Consider the following 17,308-nt stretch of genomic DNA (forward strand, 5'->3'; position numbering starts at 1 on the left):
CCAGTAAGCGAGGCGTTCACCTTTTTTATCCATAATGCAAAACTACGTTGCGTGCATCGATATGGCGCCGAGTTTATCGGCTGCTTCTCCTTGGCATAACAGACAGCGCTCAAAGATGTTTTGACGATCTTTCTCGCTTCAATTTTCGTTATATCCGGTAGCCATACCTGCCCCGGCTGCAAATCTATTCGGCTCCGCATCACATCAAAACCATTTATTGTTTTTATTATAGATCTACATAGTATTTTATACCTTTTGAGCCGTTTATTACAAGACATACGCAAGTAAGCGCGGCCCAAATTGCAGTCCAGATACTACACGGCAATCGAAAATTCTGTTGCAACAGAGTCTATCAGGTAAGGACCGGCTGCCAGAACTTCGATGGCCAACATGCCAATATCGTCGGACAGTCTGGACGGCAGTTGAATGCGCGCGTGCCCGGTCGTCCACCGGCAGCGGTCGCTCTCAAGGCCATGCCATCCAGACAGTATGGGGTCACGAAGATGGCTGGCTATCTTGTAAGATGCCCCCGAATCAAACAGCGTCACGTTTCCAACGAGGACCCCAAGCTCCCGGCGGTCATCGACAAACGGCCCGACGGCATCAGATGGCTTCGCTGTGCGTGACACAAGCTGAACATGCTCGATCCCGGATGGCAGCGAGAACAAAGCAACGCCGTCGCGAAAGCGTTGTGGAAGCACAACTTGCCCGCATGGTGTGACAAGGTGCAGAGCGGCATTGTTCGTCACTTCAGCGGTAGGTAGCGACGGCAACCCAGCGCTGCGTGCACGATCTTCAAATGCCCGATATAATGGCTCGACCGTTTCACGATCAACGACAAGGGGCCCTGCGGCATCTGTCTCCCAAGATTGACGGCGCGAGAACAGCCGCACAACGTTTCCACCGGCATCATCAAAGTCACTGCCTGTATCCAGATACGTTTCCGTAGGCGTATTCTGCGCAACAATGATCGAATGACGCTCTGTCTTTACATGATGGCATGTATATTGTGTGACAGTTGTATCGTAAAAAATACTGGATCCATTGACGAACATCCGCACAGGCGTGAATCCGCCATTGATATACAGACAGTGTTCCGGCGTGATGTGCAAATCCCGATCAGGCACATTCGGCCCTAACGCGTTTTTCAGAACACACACTGGATAACCGGCCTCGGCAACCGGCAACCATGGGCGAACAGTGATGTGACGCTGACCGACCCAGATAACGGCGCGAGGCAATTTCTGACCATCTGCACCAATGGCCATGACCTGATCGCCGGCTTCGATCTTTTCGACCGCCTTCTGGCCTTTGACAGTCTCGATCAGTGTCCCGACGAGAAAGCACTTGCCAATATATAGGTTACCATTGCTGTTGCTGAAGGATAGAGGCCCCGTACCGGTAGTATAGTCTCCAGCAGCCAGTTGCGCTACCGGCGTGACATCCACAGTCGCAACTTCATTGCCATTGGCGTCATATGCGGTAATCGTTTGAACGCTCGAAAACAACCCGGGACTTGATATATTGTAATGCGCAATTGAAGATGATGTATTCTGAAATTCTATTTCATCTTTTGCCGGATCATAATTATTAATTGTCAAAGAACTGAGGTCAATCAGGTTGCCGCCTGCATTGGCAACGAATGTTCCACCCCCGACGCCAAAGTTGATGGTTGTGGCATCAAGTAGTCCGATCAAACCGCTACTGGCGCTGAAAGTGCCCCCGTCCGACAAATTGACGGTCAAACTACTGGCAGCGTTGATTGCACTACCACCTGCTGCCGCATTGGCCGTTCCACCGGCGACATTCAAAGTAAGTGCCGTCGCTGCTGATAAAAGTCCGCTATTGATGGAAACCGTCCCACCAACATAGACAGTTGGAGCACTCAGAAGCCCGACAGCACTGGAGATACTTGCCGTTGTGCCTGGCGGCACAATATAAGTCTCAAAATTCAATGCCCCCAGGCTGAAAGAGCCTCCATTACTTATGACGCTCGATGTATCGATATTATTTACGGAAGTATTAGACCCGTCGGTATTTTTTATGTTTAGGTCATAATAATCGGATGAAAGAAAGCCGGAAGGATAATAGGTAAAACTATAAATTGCGCCACTTGGAGTCGTGGATACAAAGCTTTCGCCGCTCATTTGATATCCAATCTCTAACAAGATTAATTTCTTCTTGATTAGGATTAATTTCATCTTTTGAATCAACGAATATTTTCATACGAACTATATTTTTAATCATTATTATGAACCGGAAAATTTATACGTGCCTGTTTTATAATGATTTATTTTTCTAAATTAATCAGATATTCACTATTTTTTATTTGGAGTTAACTATGTAATAACGTTTTTTAACGATACAAACCGATTCGAATTTTCTGATTCCAAACTTATAGCGGAGAAATAGTTCGAGATTTCGTGAGGTATGCCTATCAAGGAAAAGATGAAAACGCGGATCAAATCAATTTCGATTCGTTCAAGACGCCCAAAGAGTTTTCGGATGGCTTTGAGTACATTCCAGCAGAACACTCCGACTGCGGTCGGCCAACGTGCTAAAACGCACCGTTGCTTCGGTATCGAGTGTCTCGCAATGGGCCTAGCGCGGTTAACGCGACCGGCCACAGCGGTGCCATTGTATCAAGGTGGGAGCGATGAGACATTTCGTCCAAATGCCAGACCAATTCCGAGGTTTATCTTTAGGCTATCGATCAGCCCCTCAAGAATCGTCCCGTTGTCGAACGGCCGAGAGTCCCACCCATTGAGACTATCGGGTTTATGCAAGCGTACCGAAGCCCACGGCATGAAACGTCTATCCGGGCGGGGCGGTGACGTCTTTGACGACACCTCATATCTCCGGGCTAAACCCATTCAGCCACCACGCCGAAGCAGCCCATCACTGAGATGCGCTCCGGATGACGAGCACGCGTTAAATCGTGCGATCAGGTAGCAGATTGCAGTGGAATTCCCATCAAGGGCTTGAACGGCCTGTGCTCAATTGAACAGCCGTACCATTTTATCACTTAACGATAAGTGATTGAAAAGTCTGGTCGGAGTGAGAGGATTCGAACCTCCGGCCCCTGCGTCCCGAACACAGTGCTCTACCAGGCTGAGCTACACTCCGAACCGACGGATGGGGCTATAGCCGCCCCGGGCAGGGTCCGCAAGAGCCTGAGACGATTAAAATCGTGCCGTCTCGATATTAGGCTCCGACGGCGGCAGATGCTTCAGGCGCGACAGGGCGGTCGGCACATCCGGCACCACGTCATAAAGCTCCCGCGCGCTGGGACTGGCGAAACCCTGCTCGATGGCCGCATCCAGCGCGCCGACGACATGCCGCGCCCAGCCACCCACATCGACGATCAGGATCGGCTTGTCATGCAGTGAGAGCTGCCGCCACGTCAGGATCTCCATCAACTCGTCGAACGTGCCCAGCCCCCCCGGGAGGATCAGGAACGCCTCCGCCCGCGCGAACATCAGTGCTTTACGCTCGTGCATCGATGTCGTGACGACCAGATCCGTGACGCCATGATGCATGACCTCCCGCGTATGTAGAAAATCGGGAATGACCCCGCTTACCGCACCGCCGGCCGCCAGTGCCGCGCCCGCGACTTCGCCCATCAGCCCCACGGCGCCGCCGCCATAGATCAGGCGAATGCCCGCACGCGCCAGCCCGGCACCCATGTCACGCGCGGCCTGCGCATAGAACGGTGCGTTACCGTGGCGCGAACCGCAGAAAACGGCGGCAGCGGCGATGGTCATCGGCTCTTTCTCCTCACAGGAACGGTGCTTCAGCCTGCCCGCCGCATCGACGGGTACGTCGGGCAGGAAAGACTACCCCCGCTTGCGCGCGGACAATCGCAGCATCGCGCTTAGTCCGGCACCGATCAATGTCACGGCAGCGGAAAAAAGGAATAAAGCGGCATAGCCGGAGAAATGAATGATCATGCCAAGCAGCGGGCCGGAAATGCCGATCGCCAAGTCGAGGAAAACGGAAAAGGCGCCAAGCGCCGCACCGCGATTCTCCGGTCCCGCACGATCGACGGCCAGGACTCCCAGCGCGGGGAAGACAAGGGAGAAACCCGCGCCCACCACGGCAGCGCCCATCGTCGCCGCTTCCGGCGTGGGAAACAGGGCGAGGATCAGCAGCCCGAGACTTTCGACAATCAACGAAACGATCGCGACAGAAGCGCCACCCATGCGACCGATCTGCCGGGAGAAGACGAACCGCACCACGACGAAAACGATGCCGAACACGAACAGCGCCTGTGCCGCACCGTCCCAGCGATAGGCGGCGAAATACAAGGCCAGACAGGACGAGATCGCCCCGAAACCGACGGAGCCACAGGCCAGCGCGCTGCCATGTTGCAGAACACGACGGAAAACCGACAGAAACGGCATCGGTGGCGCGGGATTGGGAATGGGCGCGATCCCCTGATAACGCCGCGCAAGAAACCAGCCGGCCATCGGCATGACGGCGGAAAGAAGCCCGATAAGCGTAAGGCCGCCCCATAGCCCCGGCGCGTGTGACAACACCTCCCCGATCGTCGCCCCCAGCGCAATGCCGCCATAGGAACAGATCCCGTTCCATGAAATCGCCTGCGCCGTATGCATTGCGCCGACGCGGCGTATGTTCCAGACAATGACCGCCGTGGACGTCCAGCTTTCCGACCAGCCCAGCGCGATACGGCTTGCCATCATGACAAGCAGCGCAAGCACCGCGCTTGCCTGCAACAGGCTGGACGCAAAAAGAAGCAGGCCGGAGATGACGCAGATGAGCAGGCCACCAAGCACGACCGGCTTGGGACCGCCGGTATCGATCCGGTTGCCGGCAGATGCCCGCGATGCGAAAGTCGCAAAATATTGAAGCGAGACAGCAAAGCCGGCCAGCACGGTATTGAAGTGCAGCACGCGATGCACGACGACCGGTATGACGGCCATCGGCAAGCCGATATCGAGATAGACGATCAGATTGAAAACAACCACGGCGAGGATAAGCCGCGTCGGCGAAGCCGCCGTCGCATTCTGCGCCGCGCTCATATAATCAATGCTCCTCGAAGTCAGACATGGCGAGCATTCCCGCAATGCCACCACTTCCAGTGATAGAAAAATTGCGCCGCAGCGTCACGCCACGGCGCAGGCCTGCCGGGTCACGAATTAAGGATCAGAGGCCGACGAGCGATTGCGCGCGGGAGATGACCATATTGCAAACACGCTGCTTGAGCGGGTCCGTCAGGGACGAGACCGAAATCGGATTGCTCATGCCCGTCATCAACTGCCCCTGAGAGCCCGACTGGAAATCCGGCGTCCCAGCGACACCCGGTTGCGTCTGCAACTTGCCGAGTGCCGACGTGGCTGTCGGAGTCGTCGTCGCAAGGTTATTGCTCAGGCAATAGTTCAGCACGCCAGCGACATTGCCTGCGCTGGTCTGGTTCAGGCTCCCGACACCCATATTGCCGATCATGCCACCCAGCGCATTCTGCGCCGAACTTTGCGCCGCGGATGTCATGGCCGCCTGCGTCAGGGGACTGGACATCGTTCCCGCGCCATTGGACGCGCAGCCCGCCAATGTGACGGCAACGGCGATCGCCGCGCCCGCGAGCATGCTGGACATGGGCAGCGTAGAGCGAAACATCAAAAATTCCTCGCGATATGAAGCCTGTATCCGACCAACGCGAGATGCTGGAAAAAGTCGTCGAAAAAAGCCCAAAAAAATTCGTGTTATCTCGGGACGGTTGAGGCCGTCTCGTCGAACAACCCCTTCTGCCCCTCATCGGCTTCGCACGCCGCCAGGGCCGACAATGTCAGGCCCAGCAAACGCACCCCGCGTTCCACCGGAAAGATGGGCTGCATGGCCAGCAGCCCCTGTTCCAGCAGGTTGCGCTCGTTCGCCACAAGCCTGATCTGCGAGCGCGACCGGGTGATCTGGCGGAAGTCGGCGTATTTGACTTTCAACGTCACGGTCCGACCGCTGACGCCGCGCTTGTCGCAGGCGTCCCACAACTTGGCGGCAATCCGGGCCAACGCCGCCGCCGCTTCCGCCGGATCATGTACATCCTGCAAAAACGTCGTTTCGGTGCCGATCGACTTCCGGACGCGCGTCGCCTCGACCGGGCGTTCGTCGATCCCGCGGGCGATACCGTAATAGAACGCCGCCGCCTTGCCGAAATGTCCACGAAGATCCTCGATGCGCCAGGCGCGCAAATCCATGCCGGTGCGAATGCCCAGCCGGTGCATCCTCGCCGCCGTCGACGGGCCGATGCCGTGAAAGCGCTCGACGGCGAGGGAGGCCGCGAAATCGGGCCCCATCCGCGGCGTAATGACGAACAGCCCGTCCGGCTTGTTCTGATCCGACGCCAGCTTGGCCAGAAAGCGATTGTACGACACGCCCGCCGAGGCCGTCAGTCCCGTCTCGCGGCGGATATCAGCGCGGATACGCTCGGCAATGGCCGTCGCCGAGCCATATGTCGCCACGGCGTGCGTGACATCCAGATAGGCCTCATCCAGCGACAACGGCTGAATGATCGCCGTATAGCGCCCGAATATCTCATGAATCTGTGCCGAAACCGCACGATAGACCTCGAAGCGCGGCGGCACGAAAATCAGCGACGGGCAGCGTCGCGTCGCAGTTCCCGACGGCATGGCCGAACGCACGCCGAAGCGGCGAGCCTCATAGCTGGCAGCCGCCACGACGCCCCGCGCCGCGCCGCGCCCGACGGCCAGCGGCTTCCCCCTCAGGCTCGGGTCGTCGCGCTGCTCCACGGAGGCGTAAAACGCGTCCATGTCGATATGCAGTATGCGACGGATCGTCCGCTCGTTCGGATCGGCGCTCATGCTGGCATTCTGCCTGCATCACAGGAACAAAACAAGATCGATTGCCGCCAAGTCCTTGTTCTGCCTACACACGGGAATATGACATGGAAGTAATCTGTAGTTATGCTTTAAGAAATGTAAGGGATAGCGGCATTTCGATTCGAATCGCCGCCATAAGGCCCCGGCCTAGGTAGTGAAGACGATCAGCAATGAGTTTTGAGTCTCCGACGTCGCCTGAACGCCCGGATGCGCCGATTCTGGAAATGATCCGCATTTCCAAGACTTTCCCCGGCGTCAAGGCATTGCAGAACGTCTCCCTGTCAGCCTACGGCGGCGAGGTTCTCGCCCTCATGGGCGAAAACGGCGCTGGCAAGTCGACGCTGATGAAAATCCTCTCCGGCGCCTATGTGGCCGATGCCGGCGGAGAAATCCGGATCGATGGCAAGCCCGCCCGCATGGGCAGCCCCGCTGCCGCGCGCGATGCGGGAATCGCCATCATCTATCAGGAGCTGGCCCTGGCGCCGAACCTGACAGTGGCGGAGAACATCCATCTCGGCGCGGAACTGCGGCGCGGCGGCATGATCGATCGAGCCGCGATGAGCGAGGCCTGCCGCCCCCTGCTGGAGCGCCTCGGCACACCCTTCAGGCCCGAAACGCTGGTCGGCACCCTTTCGGTCGCGGAACAGCAGCTTGTCGAGATTGCCCGCGCCCTGCACCGCCAGGCCCGCATCCTCGTGCTGGACGAACCGACAACCGCCCTTTCGGCCCGCGAAACGGAACGGCTTTTCGCCCTCATCCGCCAACTGCGTTCGGACGGCATCGCCCTCATCTACATCAGCCATCGCATGGCCGAAATCGATGAACTGGCCGATCGCGTCGCGGTGCTGCGCGACGGCACCTATGTCGGCACGCTCGAAAAGCAGGAGATCAGTTCCGCCGCGATCGTCCGCATGATGGTCGGGCGTGACCTGTCGGGCTTCTATGTCAAGAACCGTTACGAAAAACCGGTCTTCGGCGAGACTGTTCTGGAAGTCGACGGCCTGACCGACGGCGCCCGCGTCAAGCCGGCCAGCTTCACGCTGCATCGTGGCGAGGTCCTCGGTATCGCCGGCCTCGTCGGCGCGGGCCGCACGGAACTGGCACGCCTGATCTACGGGGCAGACCCGCACCTCAACGGCCGCATCACGCTCGACGGCAAGCCGCTGGACATCAAGTCCCCGCGGGAAGCGCTGGACGCGGGCATCGCCTATCTGACCGAGGACCGCAAGGCACTCGGCCTGTTCCTGGACATGTCCTGCGCCAGCAATCTCAATCTTGGCGTCATCGGTCGGGACGCGCATGGCGGCGTGCTGGATCGCGCCCGGGGCAAAAGCCGCGCCAGCGGCGCCTTTTCCTCGCTGAAGGTGCGCGCCGCCAACACGCTGGTTTCCGTCGGCGGCCTGTCCGGCGGCAACCAGCAGAAGGTTCTGCTCGGTCGCCTGCTGGAAACCGGACCGAAAGTGCTGATTCTCGACGAGCCCACGCGTGGCGTCGATATCGGCGCGAAATCCGAAATCTACCGCATCATCGGCGACCTGGCCGCCAAGGGCCTCGGCATCATCGTCATCTCCAGCGAAATGCCGGAAATCGTCGGCGTGTGCGACCGCGTTCTGGTCATGCGCGAAGGCGTCATCACCGGTGAAGTCGGCGGCCCGGACGCCCCCGAAATCACCCAGGAGGCCATCATGGCCTATGCCGCGGGCATCAGCACCCAAACCATCGCGGCCTAAGGAGCAATCCGTCATGTCCAATACCCTCAACCCGACGGTTCCTCCCACGGAATCCGCATCCTCGATCCGCCATTCCGAACGCTTGCGCAGCGCCTTGCAGGCCGCCGGAATGCTGCCGGTGCTCATCCTGCTGGCAATCGGCTTCCATGTGTTCGGCGGCCATCGCTTCCTGAGCGGCCAGAACATCTCCATCGTCGCGCAACAGGCCTCGATCAACGTCGTGCTGTCAGCGGGCATGACTTTCGTCATCCTGACCGGCGGCATCGACCTGTCCGTCGGGTCGACACTGGCCTTCTCCGCCATGTGCGGCCTCATGGTCTCGCTGCTGCCCGGCCTGGGCTGGCTCGCCATCCCGACCTGCCTCGGCGCGGGCCTTCTGGTCGGCCTGTTCAACGGCGGACTCATCTCGGGCCTCAAGATCCCGCCTTTCATCGTCACCCTCGGCACCCTGACCGCCGTGCGCGGCCTGGCACGCCTGATGGGCGAGGACCGCACGATCTTCAATCCGTCCCTGTCCTTCGCGTGGATCGGCAATGACGGCATTCCGCTGTCGTCCACGCTGGTCATCCCCTGGCTCGCCGTCATCGCCCTCGCCGTCATCGTCGCCAGCTGGTTCATCCTGCGGCGCACCGTGCTGGGCGTGCATATCTATGCCATCGGCGGCAATCCCGCCGCGGCACGCCTCGCCGGCATCCGGGTCGGCGCGGTGCTGATGTTCGTCTATGCGCTCTCCGGCCTGCTGGCAGGCCTGGGCGGCGTCATGTCCTCCGCACGGCTCTATGCCGCCAACGGTCTGCAACTCGGCCAGTCCTACGAACTGGATGCGATCGCAGCCGTCATCCTGGGCGGCACATCGTTCGTCGGCGGCGTCGGCTCCATCTGGGGCACGCTGGTCGGCGGGCTGATGATCGCCGTGCTCTCCAACGGTCTGATCCTCATCGGCGTCTCCGACATCTGGCAGTTCATCATCAAGGGACTGGTCATCATCATCGCCGTCGCCCTGGATCGTTTCCGTCAACCCGCCGCGCGCACCTGACGCGCGGCCCCTTCCACCTCCAGCGTGCTGCTTTCCTCATTTCGGATCCAATCACCATGACGCTTAAATCCGCTCTTCTCGCCGGTCTCGCGGTTCTCTCCCTGGGCACCGCAACGGCGCAGGCCAAGCCGATCACCGGCATCGGCATTTCACTCGGCACGTTGGGCAATCCTTATTTCGTGGCACTCGCCAAGGGCGCCGCGGCCGAAGCGAAAAAGATCGCACCGAATGCCCGTGTCACGTCCGTCTCGGCAGACTATGACCTGAACAAGCAGTTCTCCCAGATCGACAATTTCATCGCCTCCGGCGACAACCTCATCCTGCTCAACGCCGTCGATCCGCAAGCCATCCTGCCCGCCATCAAGCGCGCCCAGAAAGCCGGCGCGATGGTCGTCGTCGTGGACGTCGGCGCGGCGGGCGCGAACGCCACCGTGCAGACGGACAATGTGGAAGCCGGTCGCATGTCCTGCGAATTCCTGGCCAAGCAACTCAACGGCAAGGGCAACGTCGCCATCGAGAACGGCCCGCAGGTTTCCGCCGTCACGGATCGCGTCAAGGGATGCAAGGCCGAACTGGCCAAGAACCCGAACATCAAGATCGTCAGCGACGACCAGAACGGCCAGGGCTCGCGCGACATGGGCTTCCAGGTCATGCAGGGCTACCTCGTGCGCTTCCCGGACCTTAACGGCGTCTTCACCATCAACGATCCCCAGGCCATCGGGAGCGATCTCGCGGCCAAGCAGTCGCATCGACAGGGCCTCGTCATCACCTCCGTCGACGGCGCGCCCGATATCGTCAGCGCCCTGAAGGACAAGACATCCGCCATCGTCGCCTCCTCCAGTCAGGATCCGTACCAGATGGGCATCAACGCCGTGGATGCCGGACAGGCGCTCCTCGACGGCAAGCTGAAGGACGGCAACGTCCAGTTCATGACGCCCAAGCTCATCACGCGCAGCAACGTCGACAGCTATCAGGGCTGGACCAACCACTAACCCTTTCCATGAGAAGGCGGGACGTCCGAAACGTCCCGCCGCATCGGTTCCTTGCCGCGTGCCGATGAGTTTGTGCTATCGGGGAGCCCTGAATTCCGTCACAGGCGCTCTCCACGCATGATCAGTCTTTTCGACCTTTTCAAAATCGGCATCGGCCCCTCGTCGTCCCATACTGTCGGCCCCATGCGCGCCGCCAGACGTTTTGCCGCCCACATCGGCAATCCCGGCGAAATCCATCGCATCCGCGTCACGCTCTACGGCTCCCTTGCCTGGACCGCCCAGGGACATGCGACGGACAAGGCCGTCATCCTCGGCCTTGCCGGGGAGACGCCGGAAGGTATCGATCCCGACGACGCCGATAACATCGTCCATTCCATCACATCGCATCGCCAACTGACGATCGACGGGCAGACAGTCGCGTTCGACCCCGCCACCGACATCGTCCTCGATCGCGAAACCAGACCGCCCGTCCACCCGAACACGCTCCAGTTCGAGGCGCTGGGAAACGACGGCAGCGTCATCGCGAAAGCGCGTTTCTGCTCGGTCGGCGGCGGCTTTATCGTTCCGGAAGAGGTGACGGAAACCACCACCTATACCCAGCCCGACATGCCGCACGACTTCACCTCCGGCCAGGAACTGCTCGACCGCACCCGCGAAAGCAAGCTGAGCATCGCCGGCGTGGTCATGGCCAACGAAAGCGCCCTGCGCCCCCGCGCAGAGATCGACGCCTATCTCGACCGCATTATCGATACCATGATGGCCTGCATCGAGCGCGGCCTTACCCAGCGCGGCACCCTCCCCGGCCGTCTCCATGTCCGGCGTCGCGCCGCCGCGCTTCATGAACGTCTGCAGGAAAGCGCTTTACGCAATCAGCGCCCGGCCCATGAAGTCATGGACTGGGTCAGTCTGTTCGCCATCGCCGTCAACGAGGAAAACGCCTCCGGTGGCCGGGTCATCACCGCCCCCACCAATGGCGCGGCCGGCGTCATTCCCGCCGTCCTGCGCTATTACCGCGACTTCTGTCCGGAGGCGTCCCGTCAGGGCATGCGCGACTTCCTACTGACGGCCGCCGCCATCGGCGGACTGTTCAAGCTCAATGCCTCGATCTCCGGTGCGGAAGTCGGCTGTCAGGGGGAAGTCGGCGTTGCGTCGTCCATGGCCGCCGCCGGACTGGCCGCCGCGCTCGGCGCCAATCCGCTCCAGATCGAAAATGCCGCCGAAATCGGCATGGAACACCATCTGGGCATGACCTGCGATCCCGTTGCCGGACTGGTGCAGATCCCATGCATCGAGCGTAACGCCTTCGGCGCGGTCAAGGCCATCAATGCCGCCTCGCTCGCCATGCACGGCGACGGCGCCCATCACGTTTCCCTGGATCAGGTCATCCGCACCATGGCCGAAACCGGTCGGGACATGAGCCACCGATACAAGGAGACCTCGCTCGGCGGCCTCGCCGTCAACTTCCCCGAGTGCTGAACCGAATACCGGGAACCGTCAGATCAGTCCCCGCGCGCGCAGCATGGTGAACGCCGCCAGCGTCACCATGCACGTAATGTCGTTACGCGCGATCATCGCCTCGAAATCGGCAAGCAGGACGGTATGGCATGTCATATCATCCTCCGTGCTTTCCCGATCCGTCGGTCCCTGCGTCAGTCCGCTCGCCAGAAAGACATGCCCCTTCTGGTTGGAATATCCCGCCCCCTGAAACATGTGTCCGGCATAGACGAGACGATCGGCGAGCAAGCCCGTTTCCTCACGCAGTTCCCCCGCTGCAACCTCTTCCGGCGTGGCATCCGGCCGGGACTCCCACATGCCCATGGGCAATTCCCAGAGACGTTCATGGATCGGGTACCGATATTGTCGCACAAGCGTCACCGTCGGGCCGGCCGAACCTTCACCCAACGGCAGGACGACCACGAACTCGCCACGCTCGACGACACCATAGAGCCCATCCTTGCCATCCGGTCGACGAATGATGTCCTCGCGCACGGCGGTCCACCGATTCTGATAGGCGGTGCGTGTTGAAATGACTTCGTAATGCGGTAGCGGCGGTTCTTTCGGCGTCATGGCGGAAAGCCTGAACCGCAACGCCGCAAATTTCAATCGCTTCCGTCGGCATCACGCGAAGGCTTGATCGAACCGCGCGCTCACAAACGGTGCGGACCGAAGAAAATGATCGCCGCGCCCAGAAGGCACAACGCCACGCCACCCAGATCCCAGCGATCCGGCCGCACGCCCTCTACAAGCCAGAGCCACAACAGGGCCGACGTGATGTAGATGCCGCCATAAGCGGCATAGGCCCGCCCCGCATCGGCGGCATCGACCCGTGTCAGCAGATAGGCGAAAAGCACAAGCGCCCCGCAGCCGGGAAAAAGCCAGACCGGCGACTTCGCCAGACGAAGCCACGCCCAGAAAGCGAAACACCCGGCAATCTCCGCCAGGGCAGCCGCAACGTAGATCACGACGTTCAACATGCGTCGGATCGTAACAGGCGGCAGGCTTTTCGTCTCCCTGTTCCGAATTAAGTATTTAATGGCTTCGGAGAAATTATACGGCCATAGACGCAAATATAAATAAATATGCCTACTGCCAGAATTCTCCTGTTCGGCTGACTTGAGTTCATGCCCGAAAGCCTCGGAAAACAGCGGATTTCGCCATGGCCCGATGCATCTGCAACGACGCCGGTCATCAGATTGTCGAACGCCATGCCGCCGACAATAATCTCGTGTGAAAAATCAGGAAATCCGTACGGAATCCTACCGGACATCATCAAGCCTGATTTCTAACCACGCATGACATGTTTTATTGGAGGAACTCACTCAGAAGCGGCACAACCCATTCCATAAATACCTGCAAGCGCCTCGATAGATGCTTGCGATGCGGATAGAGGATGCTCATTGGCAGTGGTGCCGCGGGCCATTCCGGCATGATCTCCACAAGTTCTCCCACAGCGAGATGGTGTCTCACGTCATAGGCCGGAATCTGGATCAACCCGAGACCGGCGAGACAGCACGCGATCGATGCCTCGGCGCTGTTCACCGTCACGCGTCCGGCGACCGGCATCGTATGCACCTCTCCACCATCCATCCATTCCCAGTCTTCCACCCGACTGGAGGCAGGCGATGCATAACGCACAACATGATGCGCCCTGAGATCGGCTGGATGCACCGGAGCGCCATATCGCTGAACATACGCCGGGCTCGCCACGTTGATGAGCGCCAGATCCCCGATCTTCCGACCGATCAGACCGGAATCCTGCAACGGACCAACGCGCAAAACGCAATCGATACCGTCCTCGATCAGATTGACCACCCGGTCGGTCATGCCGAGTTCGATATCGACCGCCGGATAGCGTTCAAGAAATGCCGGCAGCGCAGGTGCGACAATCAGCCGTCCGATCCGCCCCGGCAAATTGACCCGGAGCAAACCTTGCGGCCCGATTTCGTCCCGCCGGAACAACGCTTCGACTTCTTCCACATCCGTCACCAGCCTCACGCAATGATCGTAAAAAGCCGCACCGTTCGGGGTAACGGAGACCGATCGGGTCGTGCGCGCCAGCAATCGTGTTCCCACGCGCGATTCCAGTTCCTGAATTGCCGTGGAAACTGTCGAGCGAGGCATTTTCAACGTGTCGGCAGCGCGCGTGAAACTCCCTGTTTCAACGACTCGCGCAAAAATACGAAAAAGATCGATCCGGTCCAAAAACACCTCAACGCTGGGCTTGTTCGCGATCTGCGACATGTCCTGTCAGGAATGGCAGATTTATAAGCGCATTATGAATGATAACCTGCTGCAATGGAAAGCGTGGCAGGCACGCTCCGCAACCAATAGGAAAGCCGGACCATGGCGGATCATAGCATCAAGGGAAAAACCGTTCTCATCGCCGGCGGCGCGAAGAACCTTGGCGGGTTGATCGCCCGCGACCTGGCAGCGGCGGGCGCCAAAGCCATCGCCATCCACTATAACAGCGTGGAATCCAGGGCAGAGGCCGACAAGACGCTGACCGACCTGCGGGCCGCCGGAGTGCAAGCCGTGGCGATTCAGGCCAATCTGACGACGGCAGATGCCAACGCAAAACTTTTCGCCGATACCATTGCCGCCATCGGCAAGCCGGACATCGCCATCAACACGGTGGGCAAAGTGCTCAAGAAGCCGATCGCCGAGACGTCGGAAGACGAGTTCGACGCCATGTTCGCGGTCAATACGAAAGCTGCCTATTTCTTCATCAAGGAAGCCGGCCTGCATCTCAACGATAACGGCAAGCTTCTTACACTGGTGACGTCGCTTCTTGGCGCCTATACGCCGTTCTATTCGACCTATGCCGGATCGAAGGCCGCCGTCGAACATTTCACTCGCGCAGCCTCAAAGGAATTTGGCGCGCGCGGCATTTCCGTCAATGCCATTGGTCCCGGTCCGATGGACACGCCGTTTTTCTACGGGCAGGAAGCGCCGGACGCCGTAGCCTATCATAAATCCGCAGCGGCCCTCTCCGCTTTCAGCAAGACAGGGCTGACCGATATCGAGGATATCGCGCCGTTCGTGCGTTTTCTTGTCTCGGACGGCTGGTGGATGACGGGACAGACCATTCTGGTCAATGGCGGCTATACCACGAAATAGTCTTCCGGCCTGAAGACGATTATTCCGGGCATAGTTCTCGCATCTCGTTTTTGCAGTCCGTCTCTGAATGACGTTGCATCGAGGGTGACGGTCCATTGTGGAACCAACCACCCCGTTGTGCGGCACAATCGGGATGCCTCGTGTTGCCCGCAACCTGACGGGTAACGAAGGGACGATCGTTGAACCTTTTCCGGCGGGCGATCGCGTTGCCAGAACCATCGCCCTCGCCGTCGACATTGTCCGGCAATCCAGAGAACAGGCCCGGATTAGCAATTCATCCGGGACCATGACCCGGCTGTAGCAGGCGCCGCCGTTTTCGACACGGCGTCCGTCTCGCGCCCGTCCTGCAACCGGTCCGGGATCAGAAGCGGCACTACGGGGAAACCGGTATCCGCCTCAATTTAGCGTATATGTGACGTTGGTCCGGGCACGGCTCCAGACATTGCGCGAATGAGCGGACGCTCTCGTTATTTATTACCGACAGCCGGCATTCCGATCACGCGCTCAATCGCTCACCCACACGACGGGCCATAAAAAAAGCCGTGGCGTGAACCACGGCTTTTCGTATCGACACGGGACAGGCCGTCGTTACTGTGCGGCGTCCGCACCGGCATGCGTCTCCGGCGAGAACGTCCATCCGGCTCCGTAAGGCTGCGGAGCCTGACTGGAGAAGCCCGTCGTGCTGACATTCCAGGCAGCCGAGGCAATCGGCGTGCCACCCGTGCGCAGCTTCTGCACATCCGAAGCCGTCACGTTGCCATGCACCTCATTGCTCCAGGCATTCCGGATGAAGTTCGTGACATCCGCGATCTGCTGGTCGGTCAGCGCATGGCGATAACCCGGCATCGCCACCGAGGACGGCGCCGTGTTCGTCGGCGGCAGCACGCCACCGTTGACGATGACATTCACCAGCGATGTCGGGTTCTGGCTGACGATCACCGGATTGTTGTCCATCGGCGGGAACATGCGATTCACACCGCTGCCGTCGTTCTGATGGCAGACCGCACACTGATGCAGATAGACATCGGCCCCAGCATGACCGCTCGTATTGCCGGAAGCCAGCATTTCGGTCGTACCATGCGGATCTTTAGTTGCCGCGGCCTGCACCGGAACTTCCGGCAGACTCTTCAGATATTTTGCAACGGCATGGAGATCGGAGTCGGAGAAGTATTGCGTGCTCCAACCCACCACGTCCGCCATGCCGCCGAAAACGGCCGCGTGGTCGGTGCGCCCCGATTTCAGGAAGGTCACGATATCGTCCTCGGACCACCGGCCGATACCCTGAACCGGATCGCTGCGCAGGCTCGGTGCCACCCAGTTGTCGATCGGCGCGCCACCGGCCAGGAAGGCCTCGCCGCCATTGCCGTCGAGCGCCTTTTCCTGCAACCCGAAGCCACGCGGCGTATGGCACGCACCGCAATGCCCGGGGCCTGTGACGATGTATTCACCGCGCGCAACATCGCCCGACCCTTCGGTCGTGTTCATGGGCTGCGGCTTGGGTGCATACATCATGCGCCAGACGCCCAGCGGCCACCGCATGGACATCGGCCAGGGAATGGTCGACGCCTTGTCCGGCGAGTGAACCGCAGGAACGCCATGCATGAAGTAGGCATACAGCGCTGCGATATCCGCATCCGACATGCGTGAGAACGACGGATACGGCATCGCCGGATACATCGTGCTGCCGTCCTTGCGGATACCTTCCCGCAGGGCGCGCGTGAAATCGGCCAGCGTATAATTGCCGATTCCCGTTTCCTTGTCGGGCGTGATGTTCGTCGAATAAATCGTGCCGATCGGCGTGCCGATCTTCAGGCCACCAGCATATTTCGTGCCGTGAATGGCTGTGTGACATGCCACGCAGTCACCAAGACGCGACACATATTCACCGCGCGCCACGAGACTGTTGTCGGAATTGGTGTCCGGCACCGTCGTATCCTGCGCCCGGGCGCCGGCGACGGGGACAAGCCCCGTCGCAAGGGAGAGCAGGGCCGCGTAGGCAGCGGCTTTCGTCGTTTTTTTCATATCATTCACCGTTCAGCTACGTTTCGACCCAAGAACTTCGATCCGCCCGTTCTCGCG

14 protein-coding genes and 1 tRNA gene are annotated in these 17,308 nt (G+C 59.8%); 5 read left to right on the forward strand and 10 right to left on the reverse strand.

All coding sequences use genetic code 11. The features are described from left to right. Positions 1 to 314: 314 nt before the first annotated feature. From A0U93_RS06965 to dinB, 6 genes are all read right to left on the reverse strand, one after another. Positions 315 to 2,213, reverse strand: coding sequence for a Hint domain-containing protein (locus A0U93_RS06965; protein ID WP_147150768.1), 1,899 nt, complete (start codon positions 2,211 to 2,213; stop codon positions 315 to 317). An 836-nt stretch (positions 2,214 to 3,049) separates the two neighbouring features. Then, positions 3,050 to 3,126, reverse strand: a tRNA-Pro gene (locus tag A0U93_RS06970). A 56-nt stretch (positions 3,127 to 3,182) separates the two neighbouring features. After that, positions 3,183 to 3,764 (reverse strand): LOG family protein, encoded by a 582-nt coding sequence (locus tag A0U93_RS06975; RefSeq protein WP_077806696.1) that lies wholly within the window; start codon positions 3,762 to 3,764, stop codon positions 3,183 to 3,185. A 72-nt stretch (positions 3,765 to 3,836) separates the two neighbouring features. Continuing rightward, the gene (locus tag A0U93_RS06980) at positions 3,837 to 5,042 is read right to left on the reverse strand and encodes an MFS transporter (RefSeq protein WP_077806697.1); all 1,206 of its coding nucleotides are present in this window, start codon (positions 5,040 to 5,042) and stop codon (positions 3,837 to 3,839) included. A 124-nt stretch (positions 5,043 to 5,166) separates the two neighbouring features. After that, positions 5,167 to 5,637, reverse strand: a complete 471-nt coding sequence (locus tag A0U93_RS06985; RefSeq protein ID WP_077806698.1) for a DUF2501 domain-containing protein — start codon at positions 5,635 to 5,637, stop codon at positions 5,167 to 5,169. 86 nt (positions 5,638 to 5,723) lie between these two features. Then, on the reverse strand, positions 5,724 to 6,836 hold the full coding sequence (dinB, locus tag A0U93_RS06990) for a DNA polymerase IV (RefSeq protein ID WP_077806699.1): 1,113 nt from the start codon (positions 6,834 to 6,836) through the stop codon (positions 5,724 to 5,726). Positions 6,837 to 7,024: 188 nt separating this feature from the next. Here dinB and A0U93_RS06995 point away from each other — a divergent pair, with 188 nt between their 5' ends. The 4 genes from A0U93_RS06995 (at position 7,025) to A0U93_RS07010 (ending at position 12,088) form a co-directional block, all read left to right on the forward strand. Beyond that, positions 7,025 to 8,584 (forward strand): sugar ABC transporter ATP-binding protein, encoded by a 1,560-nt coding sequence (locus A0U93_RS06995; protein WP_245825142.1) that lies wholly within the window; start codon positions 7,025 to 7,027, stop codon positions 8,582 to 8,584. A 13-nt stretch (positions 8,585 to 8,597) separates the two neighbouring features. Next, the gene (locus A0U93_RS07000) at positions 8,598 to 9,620 is read left to right on the forward strand and encodes an ABC transporter permease subunit (RefSeq protein ID WP_077806700.1); all 1,023 of its coding nucleotides are present in this window, start codon (positions 8,598 to 8,600) and stop codon (positions 9,618 to 9,620) included. A gap of 56 nt (positions 9,621 to 9,676) precedes the next feature. Further along, the gene (locus tag A0U93_RS07005; RefSeq protein WP_077806701.1) at positions 9,677 to 10,612 is read left to right on the forward strand and encodes an ABC transporter substrate-binding protein; all 936 of its coding nucleotides are present in this window, start codon (positions 9,677 to 9,679) and stop codon (positions 10,610 to 10,612) included. Between the two features lie 117 nt (positions 10,613 to 10,729). Continuing rightward, on the forward strand, positions 10,730 to 12,088 hold the full coding sequence (locus tag A0U93_RS07010; RefSeq protein ID WP_077806702.1) for an L-serine ammonia-lyase: 1,359 nt from the start codon (positions 10,730 to 10,732) through the stop codon (positions 12,086 to 12,088). Between the two features lie 18 nt (positions 12,089 to 12,106). Here A0U93_RS07010 and A0U93_RS07015 read toward each other — a convergent pair whose 3' ends face one another. The 3 genes from A0U93_RS07015 to A0U93_RS07025 form a co-directional block, all read right to left on the reverse strand. Further along, positions 12,107 to 12,679: an NUDIX domain-containing protein gene (locus A0U93_RS07015; protein WP_077806703.1), complete on the reverse strand. Its 573-nt coding sequence runs from the start codon at positions 12,677 to 12,679 to the stop codon at positions 12,107 to 12,109. Positions 12,680 to 12,759: 80 nt separating this feature from the next. Next, positions 12,760 to 13,086 carry a YnfA family protein gene (locus A0U93_RS07020; RefSeq protein WP_077806704.1) on the reverse strand — a complete coding sequence of 109 codons (327 nt, stop codon included), beginning with the start codon at positions 13,084 to 13,086 and terminating at the stop codon, positions 12,760 to 12,762. A 328-nt stretch (positions 13,087 to 13,414) separates the two neighbouring features. Continuing rightward, complete coding sequence (locus A0U93_RS07025; protein WP_077808400.1) at positions 13,415 to 14,314, reverse strand: LysR family transcriptional regulator; 900 nt, start codon at positions 14,312 to 14,314, stop codon at positions 13,415 to 13,417. 141 nt (positions 14,315 to 14,455) lie between these two features. Here A0U93_RS07025 and A0U93_RS07030 point away from each other — a divergent pair, with 141 nt between their 5' ends. Beyond that, the gene (locus A0U93_RS07030) at positions 14,456 to 15,229 is read left to right on the forward strand and encodes an SDR family oxidoreductase (protein WP_077806705.1); all 774 of its coding nucleotides are present in this window, start codon (positions 14,456 to 14,458) and stop codon (positions 15,227 to 15,229) included. A 588-nt stretch (positions 15,230 to 15,817) separates the two neighbouring features. On the opposite strand, the gene A0U93_RS07035 is transcribed toward A0U93_RS07030, so the two are convergent. Continuing rightward, on the reverse strand, positions 15,818 to 17,251 hold the full coding sequence (locus tag A0U93_RS07035; RefSeq protein ID WP_077806706.1) for a cytochrome c: 1,434 nt from the start codon (positions 17,249 to 17,251) through the stop codon (positions 15,818 to 15,820). Positions 17,252 to 17,308 lie beyond the last annotated feature (57 nt).

The organism is Neoasaia chiangmaiensis, assembly GCF_002005465.1.
In the GTDB taxonomy this organism is placed as follows: domain Bacteria; phylum Pseudomonadota; class Alphaproteobacteria; order Acetobacterales; family Acetobacteraceae; genus Neoasaia; species Neoasaia chiangmaiensis.